General features: G+C 59.6%; 21 protein-coding genes. 6 read left to right on the forward strand and 15 right to left on the reverse strand.

Annotated features, from left to right (window positions below; translation table 11 throughout):
• Positions 1–66: 66 nt before the first annotated feature.
• The 4 genes from ftsZ to FDG13_RS14355 all read left to right on the forward strand — a co-directional run bounded on the left by ftsZ (position 67) and on the right by FDG13_RS14355 (position 3,330).
• Complete coding sequence (gene ftsZ, locus FDG13_RS14340) at positions 67–1,323, forward strand: cell division protein FtsZ (RefSeq protein WP_180129087.1); 1,257 nt, start codon at positions 67–69, stop codon at positions 1,321–1,323.
• Between the two features lie 114 nt (positions 1,324–1,437).
• Positions 1,438–2,136 carry a DUF3334 family protein gene (locus FDG13_RS14345; protein WP_180129088.1) on the forward strand — a complete coding sequence of 233 codons (699 nt, stop codon included), beginning with the start codon at positions 1,438–1,440 and terminating at the stop codon, positions 2,134–2,136.
• Between the two features lie 73 nt (positions 2,137–2,209).
• Positions 2,210–3,133, forward strand: coding sequence for a UDP-3-O-acyl-N-acetylglucosamine deacetylase (gene lpxC, locus FDG13_RS14350; RefSeq protein ID WP_180129089.1), 924 nt, complete (start codon positions 2,210–2,212; stop codon positions 3,131–3,133).
• 20 nt (positions 3,134–3,153) lie between these two features.
• Complete coding sequence (locus FDG13_RS14355; protein ID WP_180129090.1) at positions 3,154–3,330, forward strand: hypothetical protein; 177 nt, start codon at positions 3,154–3,156, stop codon at positions 3,328–3,330.
• A gap of 104 nt (positions 3,331–3,434) precedes the next feature.
• On the opposite strand, the gene FDG13_RS14360 is transcribed toward FDG13_RS14355, so the two are convergent.
• From FDG13_RS14360 to FDG13_RS14410, 11 genes are read right to left on the reverse strand one after another with little or no spacing between them, the layout of a single operon-like run.
• Positions 3,435–3,740, reverse strand: a complete 306-nt coding sequence (locus FDG13_RS14360; protein WP_180129091.1) for a hypothetical protein — start codon at positions 3,738–3,740, stop codon at positions 3,435–3,437.
• A gap of 51 nt (positions 3,741–3,791) precedes the next feature.
• The gene (locus FDG13_RS14365) at positions 3,792–5,495 is read right to left on the reverse strand and encodes a Na(+)/H(+) antiporter subunit D (RefSeq protein WP_180129092.1); all 1,704 of its coding nucleotides are present in this window, start codon (positions 5,493–5,495) and stop codon (positions 3,792–3,794) included.
• The gene (locus FDG13_RS14370; protein ID WP_180129093.1) at positions 5,488–5,745 is read right to left on the reverse strand and encodes a hypothetical protein; all 258 of its coding nucleotides are present in this window, start codon (positions 5,743–5,745) and stop codon (positions 5,488–5,490) included. The genes FDG13_RS14365 and FDG13_RS14370 overlap by 8 nt, the downstream gene beginning before the upstream one ends.
• On the reverse strand, positions 5,742–7,202 hold the full coding sequence (locus FDG13_RS14375; RefSeq protein WP_180129094.1) for a proton-conducting transporter membrane subunit: 1,461 nt from the start codon (positions 7,200–7,202) through the stop codon (positions 5,742–5,744). The genes FDG13_RS14370 and FDG13_RS14375 overlap by 4 nt, the downstream gene beginning before the upstream one ends.
• Positions 7,199–8,701, reverse strand: coding sequence for a monovalent cation/H+ antiporter subunit D family protein (locus FDG13_RS14380; RefSeq protein WP_218942733.1), 1,503 nt, complete (start codon positions 8,699–8,701; stop codon positions 7,199–7,201). The genes FDG13_RS14375 and FDG13_RS14380 overlap by 4 nt, the downstream gene beginning before the upstream one ends.
• Complete coding sequence (locus FDG13_RS14385; protein ID WP_180129095.1) at positions 8,698–9,081, reverse strand: cation:proton antiporter subunit C; 384 nt, start codon at positions 9,079–9,081, stop codon at positions 8,698–8,700. The genes FDG13_RS14380 and FDG13_RS14385 overlap by 4 nt, the downstream gene beginning before the upstream one ends.
• A 2-nt stretch (positions 9,082–9,083) precedes the next feature.
• A complete protein-coding gene (locus FDG13_RS14390) occupies positions 9,084–9,521 on the reverse strand; it encodes a Na(+)/H(+) antiporter subunit B (protein ID WP_180129096.1) in 438 nt (145 codons plus the stop codon).
• A complete protein-coding gene (locus FDG13_RS14395) occupies positions 9,511–10,038 on the reverse strand; it encodes a DUF4040 domain-containing protein (RefSeq protein ID WP_218942734.1) in 528 nt (175 codons plus the stop codon). Before FDG13_RS14395 ends, FDG13_RS14390 begins: the two co-directional genes overlap by 11 nt.
• Positions 10,035–10,364, reverse strand: a complete 330-nt coding sequence (gene mnhG, locus FDG13_RS14400) for a monovalent cation/H(+) antiporter subunit G (protein WP_180129097.1) — start codon at positions 10,362–10,364, stop codon at positions 10,035–10,037. Before mnhG ends, FDG13_RS14395 begins: the two co-directional genes overlap by 4 nt.
• The gene (locus tag FDG13_RS14405) at positions 10,361–10,627 is read right to left on the reverse strand and encodes a monovalent cation/H+ antiporter complex subunit F (RefSeq protein WP_218942735.1); all 267 of its coding nucleotides are present in this window, start codon (positions 10,625–10,627) and stop codon (positions 10,361–10,363) included. The genes mnhG and FDG13_RS14405 overlap by 4 nt, the downstream gene beginning before the upstream one ends.
• Positions 10,628–10,655: 28 nt before the next feature.
• Positions 10,656–11,132 (reverse strand): Na+/H+ antiporter subunit E, encoded by a 477-nt coding sequence (locus FDG13_RS14410; RefSeq protein ID WP_180129099.1) that lies wholly within the window; start codon positions 11,130–11,132, stop codon positions 10,656–10,658.
• A 210-nt stretch (positions 11,133–11,342) separates the two neighbouring features.
• Here FDG13_RS14410 and FDG13_RS14415 point away from each other — a divergent pair, with 210 nt between their 5' ends.
• Complete coding sequence (locus FDG13_RS14415; RefSeq protein ID WP_180129100.1) at positions 11,343–12,944, forward strand: ATP-binding protein; 1,602 nt, start codon at positions 11,343–11,345, stop codon at positions 12,942–12,944.
• Positions 12,919–13,533, forward strand: a complete 615-nt coding sequence (locus FDG13_RS14420) for a response regulator transcription factor (protein ID WP_180129101.1) — start codon at positions 12,919–12,921, stop codon at positions 13,531–13,533. Before FDG13_RS14415 ends, FDG13_RS14420 begins: the two co-directional genes overlap by 26 nt.
• A gap of 42 nt (positions 13,534–13,575) precedes the next feature.
• On the opposite strand, the gene ruvC is transcribed toward FDG13_RS14420, so the two are convergent.
• The 4 genes from ruvC to FDG13_RS14440 are packed head-to-tail and all read right to left on the reverse strand — an operon-like array spanning position 13,576 to position 16,665.
• Positions 13,576–14,136, reverse strand: a complete 561-nt coding sequence (ruvC, locus tag FDG13_RS14425; protein WP_180129102.1) for a crossover junction endodeoxyribonuclease RuvC — start codon at positions 14,134–14,136, stop codon at positions 13,576–13,578.
• 59 nt (positions 14,137–14,195) lie between these two features.
• On the reverse strand, positions 14,196–15,194 hold the full coding sequence (locus tag FDG13_RS14430; RefSeq protein WP_180129103.1) for a phosphatidate cytidylyltransferase: 999 nt from the start codon (positions 15,192–15,194) through the stop codon (positions 14,196–14,198).
• A 13-nt stretch (positions 15,195–15,207) separates the two neighbouring features.
• Positions 15,208–15,843, reverse strand: coding sequence for a lysophospholipid acyltransferase family protein (locus FDG13_RS14435; RefSeq protein ID WP_370528228.1), 636 nt, complete (start codon positions 15,841–15,843; stop codon positions 15,208–15,210).
• A 33-nt stretch (positions 15,844–15,876) separates the two neighbouring features.
• Positions 15,877–16,665, reverse strand: coding sequence for a transglycosylase domain-containing protein (locus FDG13_RS14440; protein ID WP_180129104.1), 789 nt, complete (start codon positions 16,663–16,665; stop codon positions 15,877–15,879).
• Positions 16,666–16,667 lie beyond the last annotated feature (2 nt).

The raw sequence follows: 16,667 nt of genomic DNA on the forward strand, positions 1-16,667 counted from the left end.
CTGCCCCCTTCATCAACCCTGATTTTTTTGACAACTTTTTCAGCATTCACCCCCAAGGAGCACACCATGCCTATCGAACTCATTGACGAAGAAACATTCAACCAAGGCACACAAATCAAGGTGATTGGTGTGGGCGGTGGCGGCGGCAACGCCGTGGCCCACATGATCGCCAGCGCGGTGCAAGGGGTTGAGTTCATTTGTGCCAATACCGACGCACAAGCCCTGTCCACCAGTGACGCGCACCGCGTCATCCAGCTCGGCACCACCGGTCTGGGCGCGGGCAGCAAGCCCGACAAGGCGCGTGATGCGGCTGAACTGGCGGTGGAGCACATCCGCGAAGCCATCGACGGCGCCCACATGTTGTTCATCACCGCTGGCATGGGCGGTGGCACCGGCACCGGCGCGGCACCCGTGATTGCCCGCGTCGCACGCGAGATGGGCATTCTGACCGTGGGTGTGGTGACCAAACCCTTCGAGTTTGAAGGTGCCCGGCGCATGGCCAATGCCGACAGTGGCCTGACTGAGCTGGAGGCCAATGTCGACTCCCTGATTGTGGTGCTCAACGAAAAACTGCTCGAAGTGTTGGGTGACGACGCCACACAAGACGATGCTTTTGCCCACGCCAACGATGTGCTGAAAAACGCCGTCGGTGGTATTGCCGAGATCATCAATGTGCCCGGCCATGTGAACGTCGACTTTGAAGACGTGCGCACCGTCATGGGTGAACCCGGCAAGGCGATGATGGGCACCGCCGTGGCCGCTGGCCCGGACCGCGCCCGCATCGCCGCCGAACAGGCGGTGGCATGCCCGCTGCTCGAAGGCATTGACCTGTCGGGTGCCAAAGGTGTGTTGGTACTGATCACCGCTGCCAAGGGCTCCCTCAAACTGAGTGAATCCAAACTGGCGATGAACACCATCCGTGCCTACGCTTCGCCCGACGCGCATGTGATCTACGGCACCGCTTATGACGACCACCTGGGTGACCACATTCGGGTCACCGTGGTGGCCACCGGCCTGAGCCGCCAGGGTGTGCGTCCCAAGCTGGTGGTGGCACCGCCGCAGCAGCAGGTGCAGTTGCGCACCGGCACCCATGACGTGCCGTTTAATGTGCCGACGCTGGACAACCCGGTGAACAGCAACCAGGTCACCGGTTTGGCTTCCACCACGTTGGGCCGCAGTGCCCCTGACTATGGCTCGATGGCCACACCGAGTGTCTGGCGCACGCGTGACCGCACCAGCGCCGCCGCCAAGGTGGATGCGCTGTCCAGCGGTGGCATGGACGACTTCGAGATCCCGGCGTTTTTGCGCAAGCAGGCGGACTGAGCCCGGCGGGCCGCCCGCCAGCGCATGCTGCGGGTGGCCAAATTGACTTGGCCACCGGCGCTTGGCTTGGCACACGCTGCTGTACAGTCCCTGTTTTGATCCGAGAGGTTTGACATGAGCAAGCAAGAGCAAGTGAGTGACGTGGTCTATGGCACCGAGGACCTGCTGATCAGTTTGTGCAATTCAGTCACCCGTGTGCTGAATGTCGCCACCAACTGCCAGATCAACTATTCCGGCATGGTCCAGCGCATCACCAAAACCTGCCTGAAGCCGGACATTGGCTGTTTTGTGCTGTTTGACGGCGGCTTTTCTGGCCTGGTGGTGCTGAACTTCTCCTCTCAAACCGCAATGGAGCTGTACGAGAGTTACATGATCAACATGGGCATGCCCAAGAGTGAGCTGGCCATGTCGCACACCGCTGATGAGGTCAGCAACATCATGGGTGAGCTGATGAACCAGATCGTGGGTGACTTCACCGGCAAGGTGCGTCGGGAGTTGCAGACCCACATCACCCAGAACCAGCCCAAGATGCTGGTGCTCAACAAACAGGTGATGCTCAGTGTGGACACCCAACTCGACAACCCGGAAGCCCGCCGGGTGACCTTCTACACCGGCAAAAACAACATCTTCTACCTGGAGCTGGCGGTGGACCGCGCCGAGTTCATCAAGTTACACGACTTTGATGCCAAGGAAGTCAACCCCGACGATGTGCTGGCTGAAGTGAATGCCGGGCGCAACACCGCCCCGGACACCTCGGTGAGCGACGCAGAAGCAGCCAGCCATGAGGAGTTGCTGCGCTCCCTGGGCATGTAAGCAGGCCGCGCCGCAGCACTTGTAGTCGCCCCGACTTGGCGTGGGGCTGTGCCCTCAAACGTAAAATCGAGCCGTGCTCAAACAAAGAACTCTCAAATCCCTGACCCGCGCCGTGGGTGTGGGCCTGCACAGCGGGCAGCGGGTGGAAATCACCTTGCGCCCGGCGCAGCCTGACACCGGCATTGTGTTTCGCCGGGTCGACCTGCCGCAGGTGGTGGACATTGCGGTGTCGGCACAGGCCGTCACTGACACCCGCATGGCCTCGACCATCTCGCATGGTCAGGCCAAGGTGCACACGGTGGAGCACCTGATGTCGGCCTGTGCCGGTCTGGGGGTCGACAACCTGTATGTCGACATCACCGCCGAGGAGGTGCCCATCCTGGACGGCTCAGCCGCCTCGTTTGTGTTCCTGCTGCAAAGTGCTGGCATCGAGTTGCAGAACGCGCCACGCCGGTTTGTACGCATCCTCAAGCCAGTGGAAGTGCGCCAGGGTGAGGGCAACAACGTCAAGTGGGCCCGGCTCACGCCCTACCACGGCTACCAGCTCAGTTTTGAGATCGACTTCAGCCACCCGGCGGTGGACTCCACCGGCCAACGTGTGGTGTTTGACATGGGCACCGGCTCCTACTCCAAAGACATCGCGCGTGCGCGTACCTTCGGTTTCACCAAGGATGTGGAGATGATGCGTGCCAACGGCCTGGCGCTTGGTGGTGGCCTGGACAACGCCATCGTCATGGACGACTACAAGGTGCTCAACGCCGGTGGTCTGCGTTATGACGACGAGTTTGTCAAACACAAGATCCTGGACGCGATGGGCGATTTGTACCTGCTGGGCAAACCCCTGCTGGCAGCCTACAGCGCGTTTCGCTCCGGCCACGGGCTCAACAACCTGCTGCTGCGTGAGTTACTGAACCACCCCGAGGCCTGGGACGTGGTGAGTTTTGACGACGAAAAAAATGCCCCAGAAGGTTTTGCCAAACTGGCGCGTGCTTGGTGAAGACCGCTTAGCCTGTCACCATGCTGCTGTTTCGCTGGACCATCCTGTTGCTGCTGCTCTCGGCAGTGGCCTGTTTTGTGTTCTACATCGGCACTGGTGAGCTGCGTTATCGGCTCTGGGGGCTCAAGGTGCTCAAGTGGACGCTGGTGGCAGCGTTTGGCTTTTTTTCGGTGCTGATCCTGGAGCGCTTGGCATAACGGGCTCGCGCCGCCGTTACCCTTGGCAACATGGGTATCAGCTGATTTGCAAGCGCAGCATTGCGCTTGAACACTTGTTGCAAGCTACAGCTGGCGTTCTGGCATCACTCACTCAACTGGCGCTTGATGTCGCGTCTCACGCGTCGGATGTGGATCGGAATAAACACCAGCAGCAAAGCAGGCGCGGTGAAGATCAGGTTCGCAACGATGGTGAAAGTGATCCGGTTGTCGTCCGTTGCACCTTGCAGAATGCTGCGGGTGACCAGGCCAACCACCACCAACCACACCGCGATGATGCCAAGCTCACCTGCTTGCAACTCGGATTTACTGGCTTTCTCGATGGCGTTCTTTCGCCTTGCCGCATGAATGCGCGTGAGGTCAGGAACCAACAATAACCACAGTTTTTTCATGATGGACGGATGGGTGAGGCCTGTGTGATGGTGTGTCATGGTTGGCGAGGTTCAACCCAGGTAGTACAGAGCCAGGTAGGCCAGCAGCATGACCATGACCCACAGCGCCATGCTGCCGGTCGGCCAAGAGCGCAACAGCAGACCATCGGGGTGGCGTTGACGTGACAGCGCTTGGCTGACAGACACAATGCCGCGCGAGGCACTTTGGCTCAAGCCACCACTGACCACGCGCAACCAGTGGCCTGAGACACGGACCATCGCCGGACCAACGGAGCGCCATAACAAGTCGACATCCAGCGTGATGGTGGGTGTGCGTTTGAGGTAATTGAGCATGACAAAAAAGGCCAGGCCGGAAAACAGCAGCAACTGCAATTGCGTGATGACGTGGGCCGCGGTGTAGGGCGCATAGTCCACCGCATAGGGCAACAGCGCATACAGTGGGTCTGGCCAGATACCCAGCGCCACACACAAGAAGGCAAAAACCAGCATCGCCCAACGCATGCTGGGCGCGGGATCGGACGGACGCAGGCCCGAGTCTTTCTGGAAGAAGACAAACCACGGGAATTTGATGCCTGCGTGCAGGAAGACGCCAGCGGATGCTGCTGCCAAAAGCAGCCAGACCATTTGCAAATGGCCATCGGCGGCGGCCTGTGTCACCATCGATTTGGAGACAAAACCCGAGGTCAGCGGGAACGAGGAAATAGCCAGGGCGCCAATCGTGCCGCATACCGTGGTCAGCGGCATGCTGTGAAACAGCCCGCCTAGTTCAGAGCACTTTCTTTTGCCGGTCGCCGCCAACACAGCACCGGCTGACATCAGCAGCAGTGCCTTGTAGATGATGTGACTGAACGCATGCGCTGCGGCGCCATTGAGGGCCATCTCAGTGCCGATACCGATGCCAACCACCATGAAACCGACCTGGTTCACGATGGAATACGCCAGGATGCGGCGCATGTCGTTCTCCAGCAGCGCGTAGACGATGCCATAGAAGATCATGAAGAGGCCGACCCAGATCAGGATCTCGTTACCTGGGAAACCCCGCAGCAGCACATACACCGCTGTCTTGGTGGTGAACGCGGACAAGAACACGGTGCCGCTCCAGGACGCCTCTGGGTACGCATCAGGCAACCAGGCCGACAGCGGTGGTGCGCCCGCGTTGATGAGAAAACCGATCAAGATCAACCAGGTGGCCAGCGAATCGACTTGCATGGCATGGAAGCCGACGTCGCCCGTGGCCAGAATTTGCCCTGCCACACCGGCGAAGAGAATCACGCCGCCCGCCAGATGCACCGCGACATAACGACGGCTGGCAGACCAGGCGCCAGGTGTGCCCGCACTCCACAACACCAGCGTGGAGCCCACCGCCATGAATTCCCAGAACAGAAACACAGTCACCAGATCACCGGCCAGGGTGACACCTACTGCCGACCCGGCATACAAAAACGCCGCCGGAATCTCAAGCTTGCTGGTTTGGCCCAGAGCAAACAAGCCGCCCACGGCACTCATGAGCAAGAAGATGGTGGCAAACAGCCGTGAGAGTTTGTCCACCACGAGTGGCGCCAGTGTGTAGTCAAGCCACTGCACTTGCCAGAGTTTGCCCTCGGGCAGCAGCCACAGGGCGACCAAGGCCAGAATAGGCACACCCAGCACGGCGCTGTTGCGTGCTGTGCCACGCAGCAGCGGCAGCAGCATGGCCCCCAGGATCAGCACCAAGGCCGGGTGCACAAAGAAGCTGATTCCGATGGTGTTACTCATCGGACTCATCCTCGGCGTAATGGGTGTCAGGGCGCTTCAACAGCAGCCCCAAACCCTTGGCCACCAAGATCATCAGCAGGCAGGCGAAAAAACCAAAAGCAGCGTTGAAGCCCGGCCAGTTTTCAATCTCAAAATGGGGATGCAGGTCGACAAAAAAGCCCGCCAGCACCGTCAGTGCCAGTACCACGAGAAAGCCGCGCCAAAGCTGCTTCACGTGACGTGGGTCGTCCAGCCAATGCTCGTATTTCATGGTGCAACCAACAACTGGTGAGCGAGTGCCAGCGGCACATCGGGGAAAAAGAACAGCGCCACCGTACCAGTGGCAGTCAGGGTCAGGGCCATCACAATCGGCCAGGGCGCTTCACCATGGGGGTGGGCCTGTGCCTCGGCGGACAGTGGTCGGAAAAAAGCGCGGTAAATGATGGGCAGGAAATACCCGGCGTTGAGCAGGGTCGACAGCAACACCACCGCCAAGGCCACCCAAGCCTCCTGACTCACAGCGCCCGACACCAGGTACCACTTGCTGACAAAACCAGCGGCTGGTGGCAAACCGATCATGGACAACACGCCAATAGCGAAGGCGCCCATGGTCCAGGGCATGCGTCGGCCGATGCCATTCAATTGACTGACCTCGGTCTTGTGTGCTGCGGTGTAAATGGAGCCGGCGGCAAAAAACAGCGTGATCTTGCCAAAGGCGTGGGCGGCGATATGTAATGCTGCCCCGACCACGGAGAGTGGCGCCAAGATGGCGACGGCCAGGATGATGTAAGACAACTGGCTCACGGTGGAATAGGCTAGGCGGCGCTTCAGATTGTCGGCCGAGAGCGCCACCACCGATGCCGCCACGATGGTGAAGCCCGAGATGGCCACCAGCCAGTCGGTGGCCCCCACGAGAGCGTCCAGACCAAAAACGTAGATCACCACCTTGATCACCGAGAACACACCGGCTTTGACCACCGCCACCGCATGCAGCAGGGCGGACACCGGCGTGGGCGCCACCATGGCTGCTGGCAACCAGCGGTGAAAAGGCATCAGTGCCGCCTTGCCAATCCCGAACATGAAGAGGGCCAGCAAAATAGCCACAGCACCTTTGTCCATGCCTGCGGGCAAGATGCCCCCGAGTCGGAAATCGGTGGTGCCGCTGACATGCCAGACATAGATGACAGCGGGCAGCAGGAACAACACCGATGTCCCCATCAAGATGCCGAGGTAGGTGCGCCCACCTTGTTTCGCCTTGTCAGTACCCGCATGGGTCACCAGCGGATAGGTGATCAGGGTCAGCACCTCATAAAAGAGGAACAGGGTCCACAAATTGGCGGCAAAAGCGATGGCCAGGGCCGCGCCAATCGCCAAGGCAAAGAACACGTAAAACCGGGTTTGGTTCGCCTCCACATTGCCGCGCATGTACCCAATCGAGTAGATCGAATTGATGATCCACAGGCCCGAGGCCACCAGCGCGAACAACATGCCCAAAGGCTCAACCCTGAACGCCACGGGCAGACCCGGCAAGGGCTCGGTCAGAAGCCATTCAGGGCGCTGACCCGCCAGCACCGGGGCCAGCAATTGCGCTACGCAGAAAAACAGCAGCCCAGCCGTGACCAGGGTCACCGTTTCACGCAGGTTGGGTTTTTTCCTGGCCAGCACGATGCCTACAGCACCCACCAGGGGCAACACCAGCGCCGCAAGAATGAACATGTTCGCGTTCATTGAACCACCCTGATCAGTTGCTGCGCCGCATCGGCTGCTGTGCCAACTGTGAAGGACGTGTCAAAACCAAACCACAGGGTGGCCAACACCAGCAGCCAGGCCGGGATCAGGGTCGACAGCGGCGGCTCGTGAGCCTCGCTGTGTGCAGGCGGTGCCCGGAAATAAGCCACTTCGACAAAACGCCAAACATAGGCCACAGCCAGCAGCGAACTCAGCACAATGGCTCCCACCAGCCAGAACTGTCCCTTTTCCATGGCTGCCAGAATCAGGTACCACTTGCTGATGAAGCCGACGGTGCCAGGTACACCAATCAGTGACAGCCCGGCCACGACGATGCCAAGACAGGTCAGTGGCATACGTTTCGCCAGCCCATTGAGGCGATCAAAACTTGGTGCGGGAGGTATGGCTCCATTTTTTGTCAAACCCAGCACCATGGCGCCAATCAGCAGAAAAATCGCGCCCTTGGCCAGCCCGTGGTTGAACAGATGCACGATGGAGGCGGTCAAACCACTGACCGAGTCAAACGACAGACCCAAGGTGATGTAGCCGATTTGCCCCACACTCGAATAGGCAAACAGGCGCTTGAGGTTGTCCTGAAAAATGGCGATGAAGCTGGCCGCAAACATGGCCAGCAGCGACAGGCCCAGCATGATCTTGGGCAAGGGTAACTTGTCAAAAATCAGGCTCTCACCAAAGACCGTGAAGTAAAACCGGATCAACACATACACGGCGACCTTGGTCGCTGTTGCGGCAAGAAAGGCTGTCACCGCCGATGGCGCATAGGTGTAGGCGTTGGGCAACCACTGATGCAGGGGGAACAACGCGAGTTTGAGCGAGATGCCCACGGTGATAAATGCCAGTGCTGCCAACACCGGCTTGCTGCTCTGAACGTCACGCAGGCGAATAGCCATGTCGGCCAGATTGAGCGTACCTGTCGTCAGGTACAGAAAACCGATGCCGATCACAATGAAGGTGGCACCAATACTGCCCATGATCAGGTAACGATAAGACGCTGCCAGTGCCCGGCGATCACGCCCCAGCGCAATCAGCACATAGGTGGACAGCGAGGACACCTCCAGAAAGACAAAAATATTGAACGCGTCGCCGGTGATCGTGATGCCCAGCAGACCGGTGAGGCACAGCCCGAACATCGCGTAATACAGGTAGTGCACGTTGCGGGGGATTTCACGGGCAATACTGGCCCGACCCCAGGGCAACACGATGGCGGCCATGCCCGATACCAGCAGCAGCACAAAGCTCGACAGCCTATCAACACGGTATTCAATACCCCACGGGGGTGCCCAGCTACCCAGGTGGTAGGAAATGGTGCCGCTGGCATCCACCTGGAACCAGAGGGCAATGGCGGTTGCAAAAGCCAGCCAGGCACCTGCGGTCACCAGGCCAAAGGCCAGCCCGCCATGGCGCAGTAACACGGCCAAGGGCGCGGACATCAGCGGCACAATGACCTGCAACGCTGGCAGATGCTGAGCCAGGGTCACGCCACATTCCCTTCGGACTCATCCGCCTGGTTGTCCAGATCGGTGATGTCATCTTCTTCAATGCTCCCGTAGGCTTCACGGATGCGTACCGCCAGTGCCAGCCCCAGCGCCATGGTGGCCACACCCACCACGATGGCTGTCAGAATCAGGACGTGGGGCAATGGGTTGGAGTACACCGAGTACTGCGCAGACAAAATCGGCGCTGTGCCCCCCAGCAGCTTGCCGGGGATGATGTAGAGCAGGTAGACCGAGGTCTGGAAGACAGACAAGCCCACCAGTTTTTTGATCAGGTTGCCACGAGCAATCACGATGAACAAACCTGTCACCATCAAAAAAACCGTGACGATGTAGCCGAAATGGTTGAGAAACTGACTCAGCATCATCATTCGTCGCTCGGGCCATCAGCGTGTCCGCGCGATGCGAACATGTAGAAAATCTTCAGCATCACCCCACTGACGGTGACAGCGACACCCACCTCAACCCAGAAAATACCGCGGTGCTGGCCGTGCACTGGGTCATGCGCCAGCACCGAGTAGTCCAGGAAATTGCCTCCCAGCAGCAAGCCGGCAACCCCGACGCCCGCGTAGATCAACACACCTGCGGCGAGCATGGTTTCCACCAACCAATCCGGCATCACCTTGCGGGTGTTGACCAGGCCAAAGATCAGCGCATACAAGACCATACCGGCCGCAAAAATGACACCCGCCTGAAAGCCCCCACCCGGGCCAAAATCCCCATGAAACTGCACGTACAGGGCAAAAAGCAGAATGAAGGGAATCAACAGCTTGCCGACAATGCGCAAGACCAAGTCACTTTTCATCACGACCCCGATTGTTCCCACGGCGCCGCAGCAAGGCGATGATGCCGGCACCCGCCGTGAACACCACCGTTGTTTCTCCAAGCGTGTCATAACCGCGAAAACTCGCCAGCACTGCGGTGACCACATTGGGCACATCCACTTCGTTTTGCAAGTAACGTGGCACAACCTGCTGATGGATGGCGGCTTGCGGATCAGCAAAGTCTGGCAGACCCAGACCGCCATAGATCAGAAGCGCCGCTGTCGACAAGGACAGTGCCAGCGCAAGCCAGGGCTTGTGCGCGGGCCGTGCCTCATGACTGCGACACAAATACAGCGCACCTAACAACAGCACGGTTGACACCCCCGCACCCACGGCAGCCTCTGTCATGGCGACGTCCACCGCATCCAGGGCCACCAGCACCAGGGCCATCAGAAAGCTGTAGACGCCAGACAGCACCACCACCGCAAACAGGTTGCGCGACCTGGCCATGATCAGCGCGGTGACCACCATGAACACGAGTACCACGTGAATGATCAAGGTTTCGATGGCAGCCTCGCTTCGTTCGACAACACCGGCTTCACACCCCGAAAGAAGGCCGACCTTGCCAAGGCATGACTGACAGTGGGGCTGACAAAGAAGATCAGCACACCCATCATCACCAGTTTGACGGTGACCAGGGTCAACCCGCCCAAGAACATCAACCCCAGAAGAATGAACCCGACGCCGAGTGTTTCGGTCACACTGGCAGCGTGCATGCGGGTGTAGAAGTCGGGCATGCGCAACAGCCCAAGGCTCCCAACCAGGCAAAAAAAGCCGCCGATCAGCAGGAAAAATCCGCTGAGCACATGGGTTGCGTCGATCATGAGCCTCCGTCGGTTTTGGTGGGTGGGAAGTCGTCCCCGCCCAGGTCGCCTTGACGCATGAACTTCAACACCGCAAACATGCCGATGGCGTTGAGCAATCCATAGGTCAGGGCCAGATCCAGAAAGTCTGGCCGCCCGCTCAGAAACCCCAATACCGCCAACAGCAGCATGGCCACGGTGCCCACGGTATTGGCCGCCTGTAGGCGGTCAAACACCGAGGGGCCCAAAGCAGCCCTCACCAATGCCATAGCGATGGTGACCAACAGAGCAATGGCGGCAACCGAGAGCAAACTAACGCCCCTCCAATGCAAGACAGCGGCGGTCCATGTCGCTACCGGCCAGCCCGCAGGCATTGCTTTGTGTGAGCGCATGCACCAGAAATCGGTGTGGCTCCACCTCGACGGCAATCGTGCCAGGCGTCAGGGTGATCGAATTGGCATGGATCACCAACCCGACATCGGATGTTTGTGAAGGTTTGAATTCAACCAGCGCAGGAGAAATGGGCAGTGCCGGATTCAGAATCCGTTTGGAGACATCCCAACCGGACTTGATGATCTCTATCAGCAACCAGGGTATATACGACAGAGCGGCAGGCCAGACCAGATGCATCGACCGACCGGCATGGTCAGCCCGGTTCATGCGCCGGGCAAGGAGGCCAATGGCGATGGCACATCCCGCACCAGCGGCCACAAGGAACGGCGTGAACATGCCTGACAACAGCAACCAAAACACAAAAAGAGACAAGAACGCACCGACTAGACGAAACATCCGCGCATCGTAGCCAGGGGACGCCGTTTTGAAAATGAGGGATCAAACGTAAGTGGAATGACAAAAAATCTCAGTATCTTGCGGAGGAAAAAACTCAGACAAATCAATGCACTTGCTTATCTATACGTGATTCACGTACGTGTCATTCCCAGTTACATCTTGGGCCTTGCTCAAGCAAAATAACCCTTTGTTGTTCTCGAGAAACCGATCTTGTCTATTTCTCCTACGCCGCAGCTTGGCGGGCGTCATGTCCTGATCCTGATCTTTGGCTATATCGCGCTGGATTGGGTGAGTTATATCCACGCGCTCCATGGTCTCAATATCACCCCGTGGAGCCCCGCGCCAGCCTTGGGTCTGGTGTTCCTGATTCGGTTTGGCAAAAAGGCCGTATTGCCCTTGATGCTGTCGATTTTGCTGGCCGATCTTTGGGTACGCCAGTTGTCGGCGCCATTGCCCGGCGCCATCGGAATGTCCGGGCTGTTGGCGCTAGGTTACTGGGGCATTGCAGAGGGGATGCGACGCAGGTTGGGGCATCTGGACATCTCCAGGATCCGTCAGGGTTTGCTGGAATGGGTCAGCATCATTGCGCTGGGAACACTGGTTGTCAGTCTGCTGTTTGTCTCGCTGCAGTTTTGGCGGGGCCTCATTCCGGCTGGTGGCTGGCTCCAGGCACTGGTCCACTACTGGGTGGGGGATGGTGTTGGCATCTTGATCACCATGCCGATGATCTGGATGCTGCACGATGATCGTGGTAGGGCACATATCGCCAGTCTGCTTCGGTCAAAACACACCTGGATCTACCTGATGGGTACTGGCATGGCCATGTGGGTGGCTTTTGGGCACGGTGATCATGGGCAGGCCAGCTATTTTTATGTCCTGTTCCTGCCGGTGGCGTGGGCCGCAGCGCGGCAAGGCTTGTCAGGCGCGGTGTTCAGTGCCGTGGTGGTCCAGATCGGCATCATTGGCTCGGTGCAGTTGCAGGGGTTCCCGGCCATCACGGTCCTGGAAATCCAGATATTGATGGTGGCACTGGTGTTGTTTGGCTTTTTCATGGGCATTGTGATCGATGAAAAACAACGGGTCAGTTTGGAGTTGCGGGAGTCTTTGCGTCTGGCTGCGGCAGGAGAGATGGCTGGGGCCCTGGCCCACGAGCTCAACCAGCCACTTTCGGCCTTAACAACCTACGGCGCGGCCTGCGAAAAGCTGATTGAACGAGGCGCATCGACCGAGCAGTTGCGAGACACCGTCTCTCGCATGGTGGAGGAGTCCTACCGGGCCGCCGAGGTTCTGCGGCGGCTGCGGGATTTTTTTCGCAGTGGCGCCACCCGGTTGGAACCGGTCCAGCTCGATACCCTGCTGCGCCAGGCCAGTGCCCCTTTTTTGGCCAAGTCGCAGAGCCTGGGTATTGACTTGATTGTGGACGTTGGGCCGCCATGCACCTTGCTGGCCGACAGTCTCCAGCTGGGGGTTGTTTTTCGCAACCTGCTGTCCAACGCGGTCGATGCGGTGTCAACCCAGCCAGCGGGGCAGCGCCACATCATCCTGTCAGCCGCGCCTGCTGGTGCAGGACGGGTCAGGATTTGTGTCGAAGACAGCGGAGACGGCTTGTCGGCTGAGTCGGTGGTGGCGTCATTCGAGGCCTTTCAATCCACCAAGTCAAACGGACTGGGGCTGGGGCTGTCCATCAGCCGTGCGATGGTTGAGGCGCACGGCGGCAGCCTGCGAGCGGAAATCGCCGATTTTGGCCTGTTCATTGTGGAGCTACCCACAGGAGGAGACACTGAAAATGACACGCAGCATCTACATCGTTGAGGACGATCCATCGGTTCGGGATTCATTGAGTCTGCTGCTTGGACTCGAAGGCTACACCGTGGCACTTTTCGCCAATTCAGAGAGTTTGCTCAAGGCCTACAAGCCGAGCTGGCGTGGTTGTTTCCTGATCGACATTCGTATGCCCGATATGGATGGCCTCTCCCTGCAAAAGCACTTGCTGAACATGCGCTGCCAGATGCCCGTCATTGTGATGACCGGACACGGCGACGTCTTTTCTGCCCGCGAGGCCTTTCGTGCACACGCGGTGGATTTTTTGGAAAAACCGATTGACCACGAAAAACTCAGAGTCGCTCTGGACGATGCCTTCACGCGCTTGTCCGAAAGCCAGCATGTCAAGGAGCAGGAACTGGGACTGGAACACCTCTTGTCGAGCCTGACACCGCGTGAAAAAGAAGTCATGGACCTGGTGGTTGCAGGCAAACACAACCGTGAGATCGCCGACCAGCTGGGCATCAGCGTGCGTACGCTCGAAGTCCACAAGTCCCGCATGATGAGCAAGCTCAACGTCAACGGCATTTCACAGCTGGTGAGGCTCAGTCTGGGTTTGAGCAGCACCAACAGCGCATAAAAGCACAGCTCGCCCCGAGCTTGCCCGCACACGCGCCAGATCTCAGCGGCTGCGCCCGCCCTTGTAAGCCGCCTTTTGGGTCTGTTGCTGTACACCGCCCACGCCTTTGGCCTGGGCCAGGCGGGCCATCGAGGTGGCGGCGTGGGCGTGGGTGATGGCCAGGCCCAGGGCATCGGCTGCATCTGGTCCGGGCAGGCCGGGTAACACCAGCAGGCGGCGCACCATTTCCTGGATCTGGGTCTTGTCGGCACGGCCATAACCCACCACCGCCTGTTTCATCTGCAAGGCGGTGTATTCGGCCACCGGCAGGTCGGCCGACACCAGCGCCGTCACGATGGCGCCACGCGCCTGACCCAGCAGCAGGGTGGACTGCGGGTTGACGTTGACAAACACAATCTCGACCGAGGCCGCATCTGGCTGATACCGTGCCACCACCTCGCGCACGCCGTCAAACAGCACCTTCAGGCGTGCGGGCAGCTGGTCTTTTTCGATGTGGATGGTGCTGATGGTGCCGCTGGCCACATAACTCAGCGTGCCGCCATCGCTGTCCACCACACCAAAACCGGTGGTGCGCAGGCCCGGGTCAATGCCGAGGATTCTCATGGTGATGGGGCTCTGGTTTGCTGCAGGATATATAGCTATCTGCCCTTATTGAATAAGGGCTATAGCTTGAAATACCATCTGGCGGAGTAGAAAAACACGGGCGCTGCAAAACACAGCGCGTCGATGTGGTCAAGCATACCGCCTGCGCCAGTGACGGCGGTGCGCTGGCCGCGCCACATCGGGATGCCCCGGTCGCGTTTGAGCGCCTTCATCACCAGGTGCCCCATGCTGCCTGCGGCACACGCAATGAAAGACAGCGCAAACGCCTGGCCCGGCACAAAGGGGGTGATGCCCGACAACAAGGCTCCCATCAGGCTGCCTGCGGCCATGCCTGCACGCCAGGCGCGCCAGATGAAGCTCTGGCTGATGGCGGGCACCGCCGGGCGTTTGCCCAGTTGCATCAAACGGTGTGACACCAGGTGCTGGGTGACCATGCAGGTCTGCACCACCAGCACCAGAAACAGCACCAGAAATGCGTTTTGGTGGTTGTAGTGCGGGAACTTGAGCAGCAGCAGCGCCGGCACATGGCTCATGCCGTAGATACACACCATGATGCCCCACTGCAGCTTGGCGTTGCGCTCCAGAAACTGTTTGGGGTCGTTGGCCAGCACGCTGGTCACTGGCAGCGCCAGAAACACATACACCGGGATGAACACCGTGAACAGCGCCACCTGCCCGGTGCCCACCAGCCAATACTGGCACGGCAGGATGACAAAAAACGCCAACACCAGGCTACGGTGGTCCCCATGGCGGGTGGGTGAGAGTGTCAGAAACTCGCGCAGCGCAAAAAACGAACCCAGCGCAAACAAGACCAGGCGCGAGATGTCCCCGGCCAGCCAGGCCAGCCAGAACACAAACACCAGCAGCCAGCTGGTTTTGAGCAGCTGGGTCAGCCGGTCGAGCTCGTCGCGGTGTTGTGCGCCCTGCTGCGGGTCATCAAACTCGCGCATGGAGCGCAAAAAAATCACCAGCCCGCCGACCATCAGCAGGCCAAACACGATGATGAACAGCGCACCGATCTGTTCGGTGGGGTTGAGGTTTCTCAGGGCCCGATGCATGGTTCTGACACTTTCAAACGTCGCGCAGCGCCAGCACCGCCAGGCGGGCACGCTGCAAAAAAGTTGGGCAGTCTTCGCCGGGCAAGACCTGCATCGGCACCCCAAAGGTCACCGAACACAGCACCGGCACCGGCACCACCTCACCCTTGGGCATGACTCGCTGCACATTGTTGATCCAGGCCGGTACCAGCTCCACCTCGGGGAACTTGAGCGCCAGGTTGTAGAGCCCCGCCTTGAAGGCCTGGGGTTCGTCGGCAAAACCGCGGGTGCCCTCGGGAAACAGGATCAGAGAGTCGCCATTGCTCATGGCCTCGATCAGCGGCTCCAGCGGGTCCTCACTGGCCTGGCGATCACGTGACACGTAGATCACATTGAACACCGCACTGGTGAGCCAGTGTTTGAACGGGGTGCGTGTCCAGTAGTCGCGCGCCGCCACCGCACGGGTGTTGTGGCGCAGCTCCTTGGGCAGCGCGGCCCAGATCATCACCAGGTCGGCATGGCTCTGGTGGTTGGCGAAATAGATGCGCTGCAAGGCCTTGGGCGGGCAGCCCCACCAGCGCGCCTGGGAGCCGGTCAGGATGCGGATCAGCCCGAGCAGGAAATAACTCACGAGCACCGCCACCCAGTCGAGCACAACACGTTTCATCATGACAAAGTTTCCGTTACCGCCGTGTGTGCCGGGTCAGGGCAGTTCGGCGTTGTCCAGCCGGTTGGCGATCACCCGGGCCCGCCCGGCCACATAACTGGAGTTGGGCAGCTTCTCGAAATACTTCGGGCGCGGCAACATCACCGCCAGCCGCGCCGCCTCGTAACTGCTGAGCTGGGCCGCGGGTTTGCGAAAGTAGTGCTGGGCTGCGGCCTCGGCGCCAAACACACCGTCACCCCACTCGACGTTGTTGAGGTAGATCTCGAGGATGCGCTGTTTGTCGAGCATCGCCTCCAGCAGCAGGGTCAGCGCAAATTCCTGGCCCTTGCGCAACAAGGTGCGTTCACCCGACAACAACAGGTTTTTGGCCAGCTGCTGGGTGATGGTGGAGCCACCAATCACCTTGGGCGCTTTCACGGGTTTGGGTGGTGTTGCGGCGGCGTGGGCCGGGTTTTTGCTGGCTGAGCGGGCCTGGGCCTTGGCCGCTTGTTCCTGGGCCTTGGCCAGGCGTTGTTCGGCGAGGGCGTTTTTTTGCCAGGCTTTCTCAAGCGCGTCCCAGTCGACGCCGTCGTGGTTGACAAAACCATCGTCCTCGCTGGCAATCACCGCCCGTTTGAGGTGGTTGGAGATGGCGCTGTAGGGCACCCATTGCTGGCGCCAGCGCAGTTCACCCTTTTCCGTGAGCAGACGCCAGGCCTCCGAGCGTTCAAACGCGGTCGACTGCGGGTCGATCACCAGCATGGCTGCAATCCGGACCACAAAAAACAGCTGCAGCAGCAGGCCCGCCAGCAGCACCAAGAACAGCCATCGCCACAACGCCTTCATGT

The organism is Rhodoferax sp. BLA1, assembly GCF_013416775.1.
In the GTDB taxonomy this organism is placed as follows: Bacteria; Pseudomonadota; Gammaproteobacteria; order Burkholderiales; family Burkholderiaceae_C; genus Rhodoferax.

Coding starts and splice junctions, on each gene's coding strand:
- ftsZ (WP_180129087.1), top strand. CDS start 67: ATGCCTATCGAACTCATTGACGAAGAAACATTCAACCAAGGCACACAA.
- FDG13_RS14375 (WP_180129094.1), bottom strand. CDS start 7,202: ATGAACGCGAACATGTTCATTCTTGCGGCGCTGGTGTTGCCCCTGGTG.
- FDG13_RS14435 (WP_370528228.1), bottom strand. CDS start 15,843: ATGATGAAACGTGTTGTGCTCGACTGGGTGGCGGTGCTCGTGAGTTAT.
- FDG13_RS14355 (WP_180129090.1), top strand. CDS start 3,154: ATGCTGCTGTTTCGCTGGACCATCCTGTTGCTGCTGCTCTCGGCAGTG.
- FDG13_RS14365 (WP_180129092.1), bottom strand. CDS start 5,495: ATGAGTAACACCATCGGAATCAGCTTCTTTGTGCACCCGGCCTTGGTG.
- FDG13_RS14370 (WP_180129093.1), bottom strand. CDS start 5,745: ATGAAATACGAGCATTGGCTGGACGACCCACGTCACGTGAAGCAGCTT.
- FDG13_RS14420 (WP_180129101.1), top strand. CDS start 12,919: ATGACACGCAGCATCTACATCGTTGAGGACGATCCATCGGTTCGGGAT.
- FDG13_RS14390 (WP_180129096.1), bottom strand. CDS start 9,521: ATGAAAAGTGACTTGGTCTTGCGCATTGTCGGCAAGCTGTTGATTCCC.
- FDG13_RS14385 (WP_180129095.1), bottom strand. CDS start 9,081: ATGCTGAGTCAGTTTCTCAACCATTTCGGCTACATCGTCACGGTTTTT.
- ruvC (WP_180129102.1), bottom strand. CDS start 14,136: ATGAGAATCCTCGGCATTGACCCGGGCCTGCGCACCACCGGTTTTGGT.
- FDG13_RS14345 (WP_180129088.1), top strand. CDS start 1,438: ATGAGCAAGCAAGAGCAAGTGAGTGACGTGGTCTATGGCACCGAGGAC.
- FDG13_RS14360 (WP_180129091.1), bottom strand. CDS start 3,740: ATGAAAAAACTGTGGTTATTGTTGGTTCCTGACCTCACGCGCATTCAT.
- FDG13_RS14430 (WP_180129103.1), bottom strand. CDS start 15,194: ATGCATCGGGCCCTGAGAAACCTCAACCCCACCGAACAGATCGGTGCG.
- mnhG (WP_180129097.1), bottom strand. CDS start 10,364: ATGATCGACGCAACCCATGTGCTCAGCGGATTTTTCCTGCTGATCGGC.
- FDG13_RS14410 (WP_180129099.1), bottom strand. CDS start 11,132: ATGTTTCGTCTAGTCGGTGCGTTCTTGTCTCTTTTTGTGTTTTGGTTG.
- FDG13_RS14440 (WP_180129104.1), bottom strand. CDS start 16,665: ATGAAGGCGTTGTGGCGATGGCTGTTCTTGGTGCTGCTGGCGGGCCTG.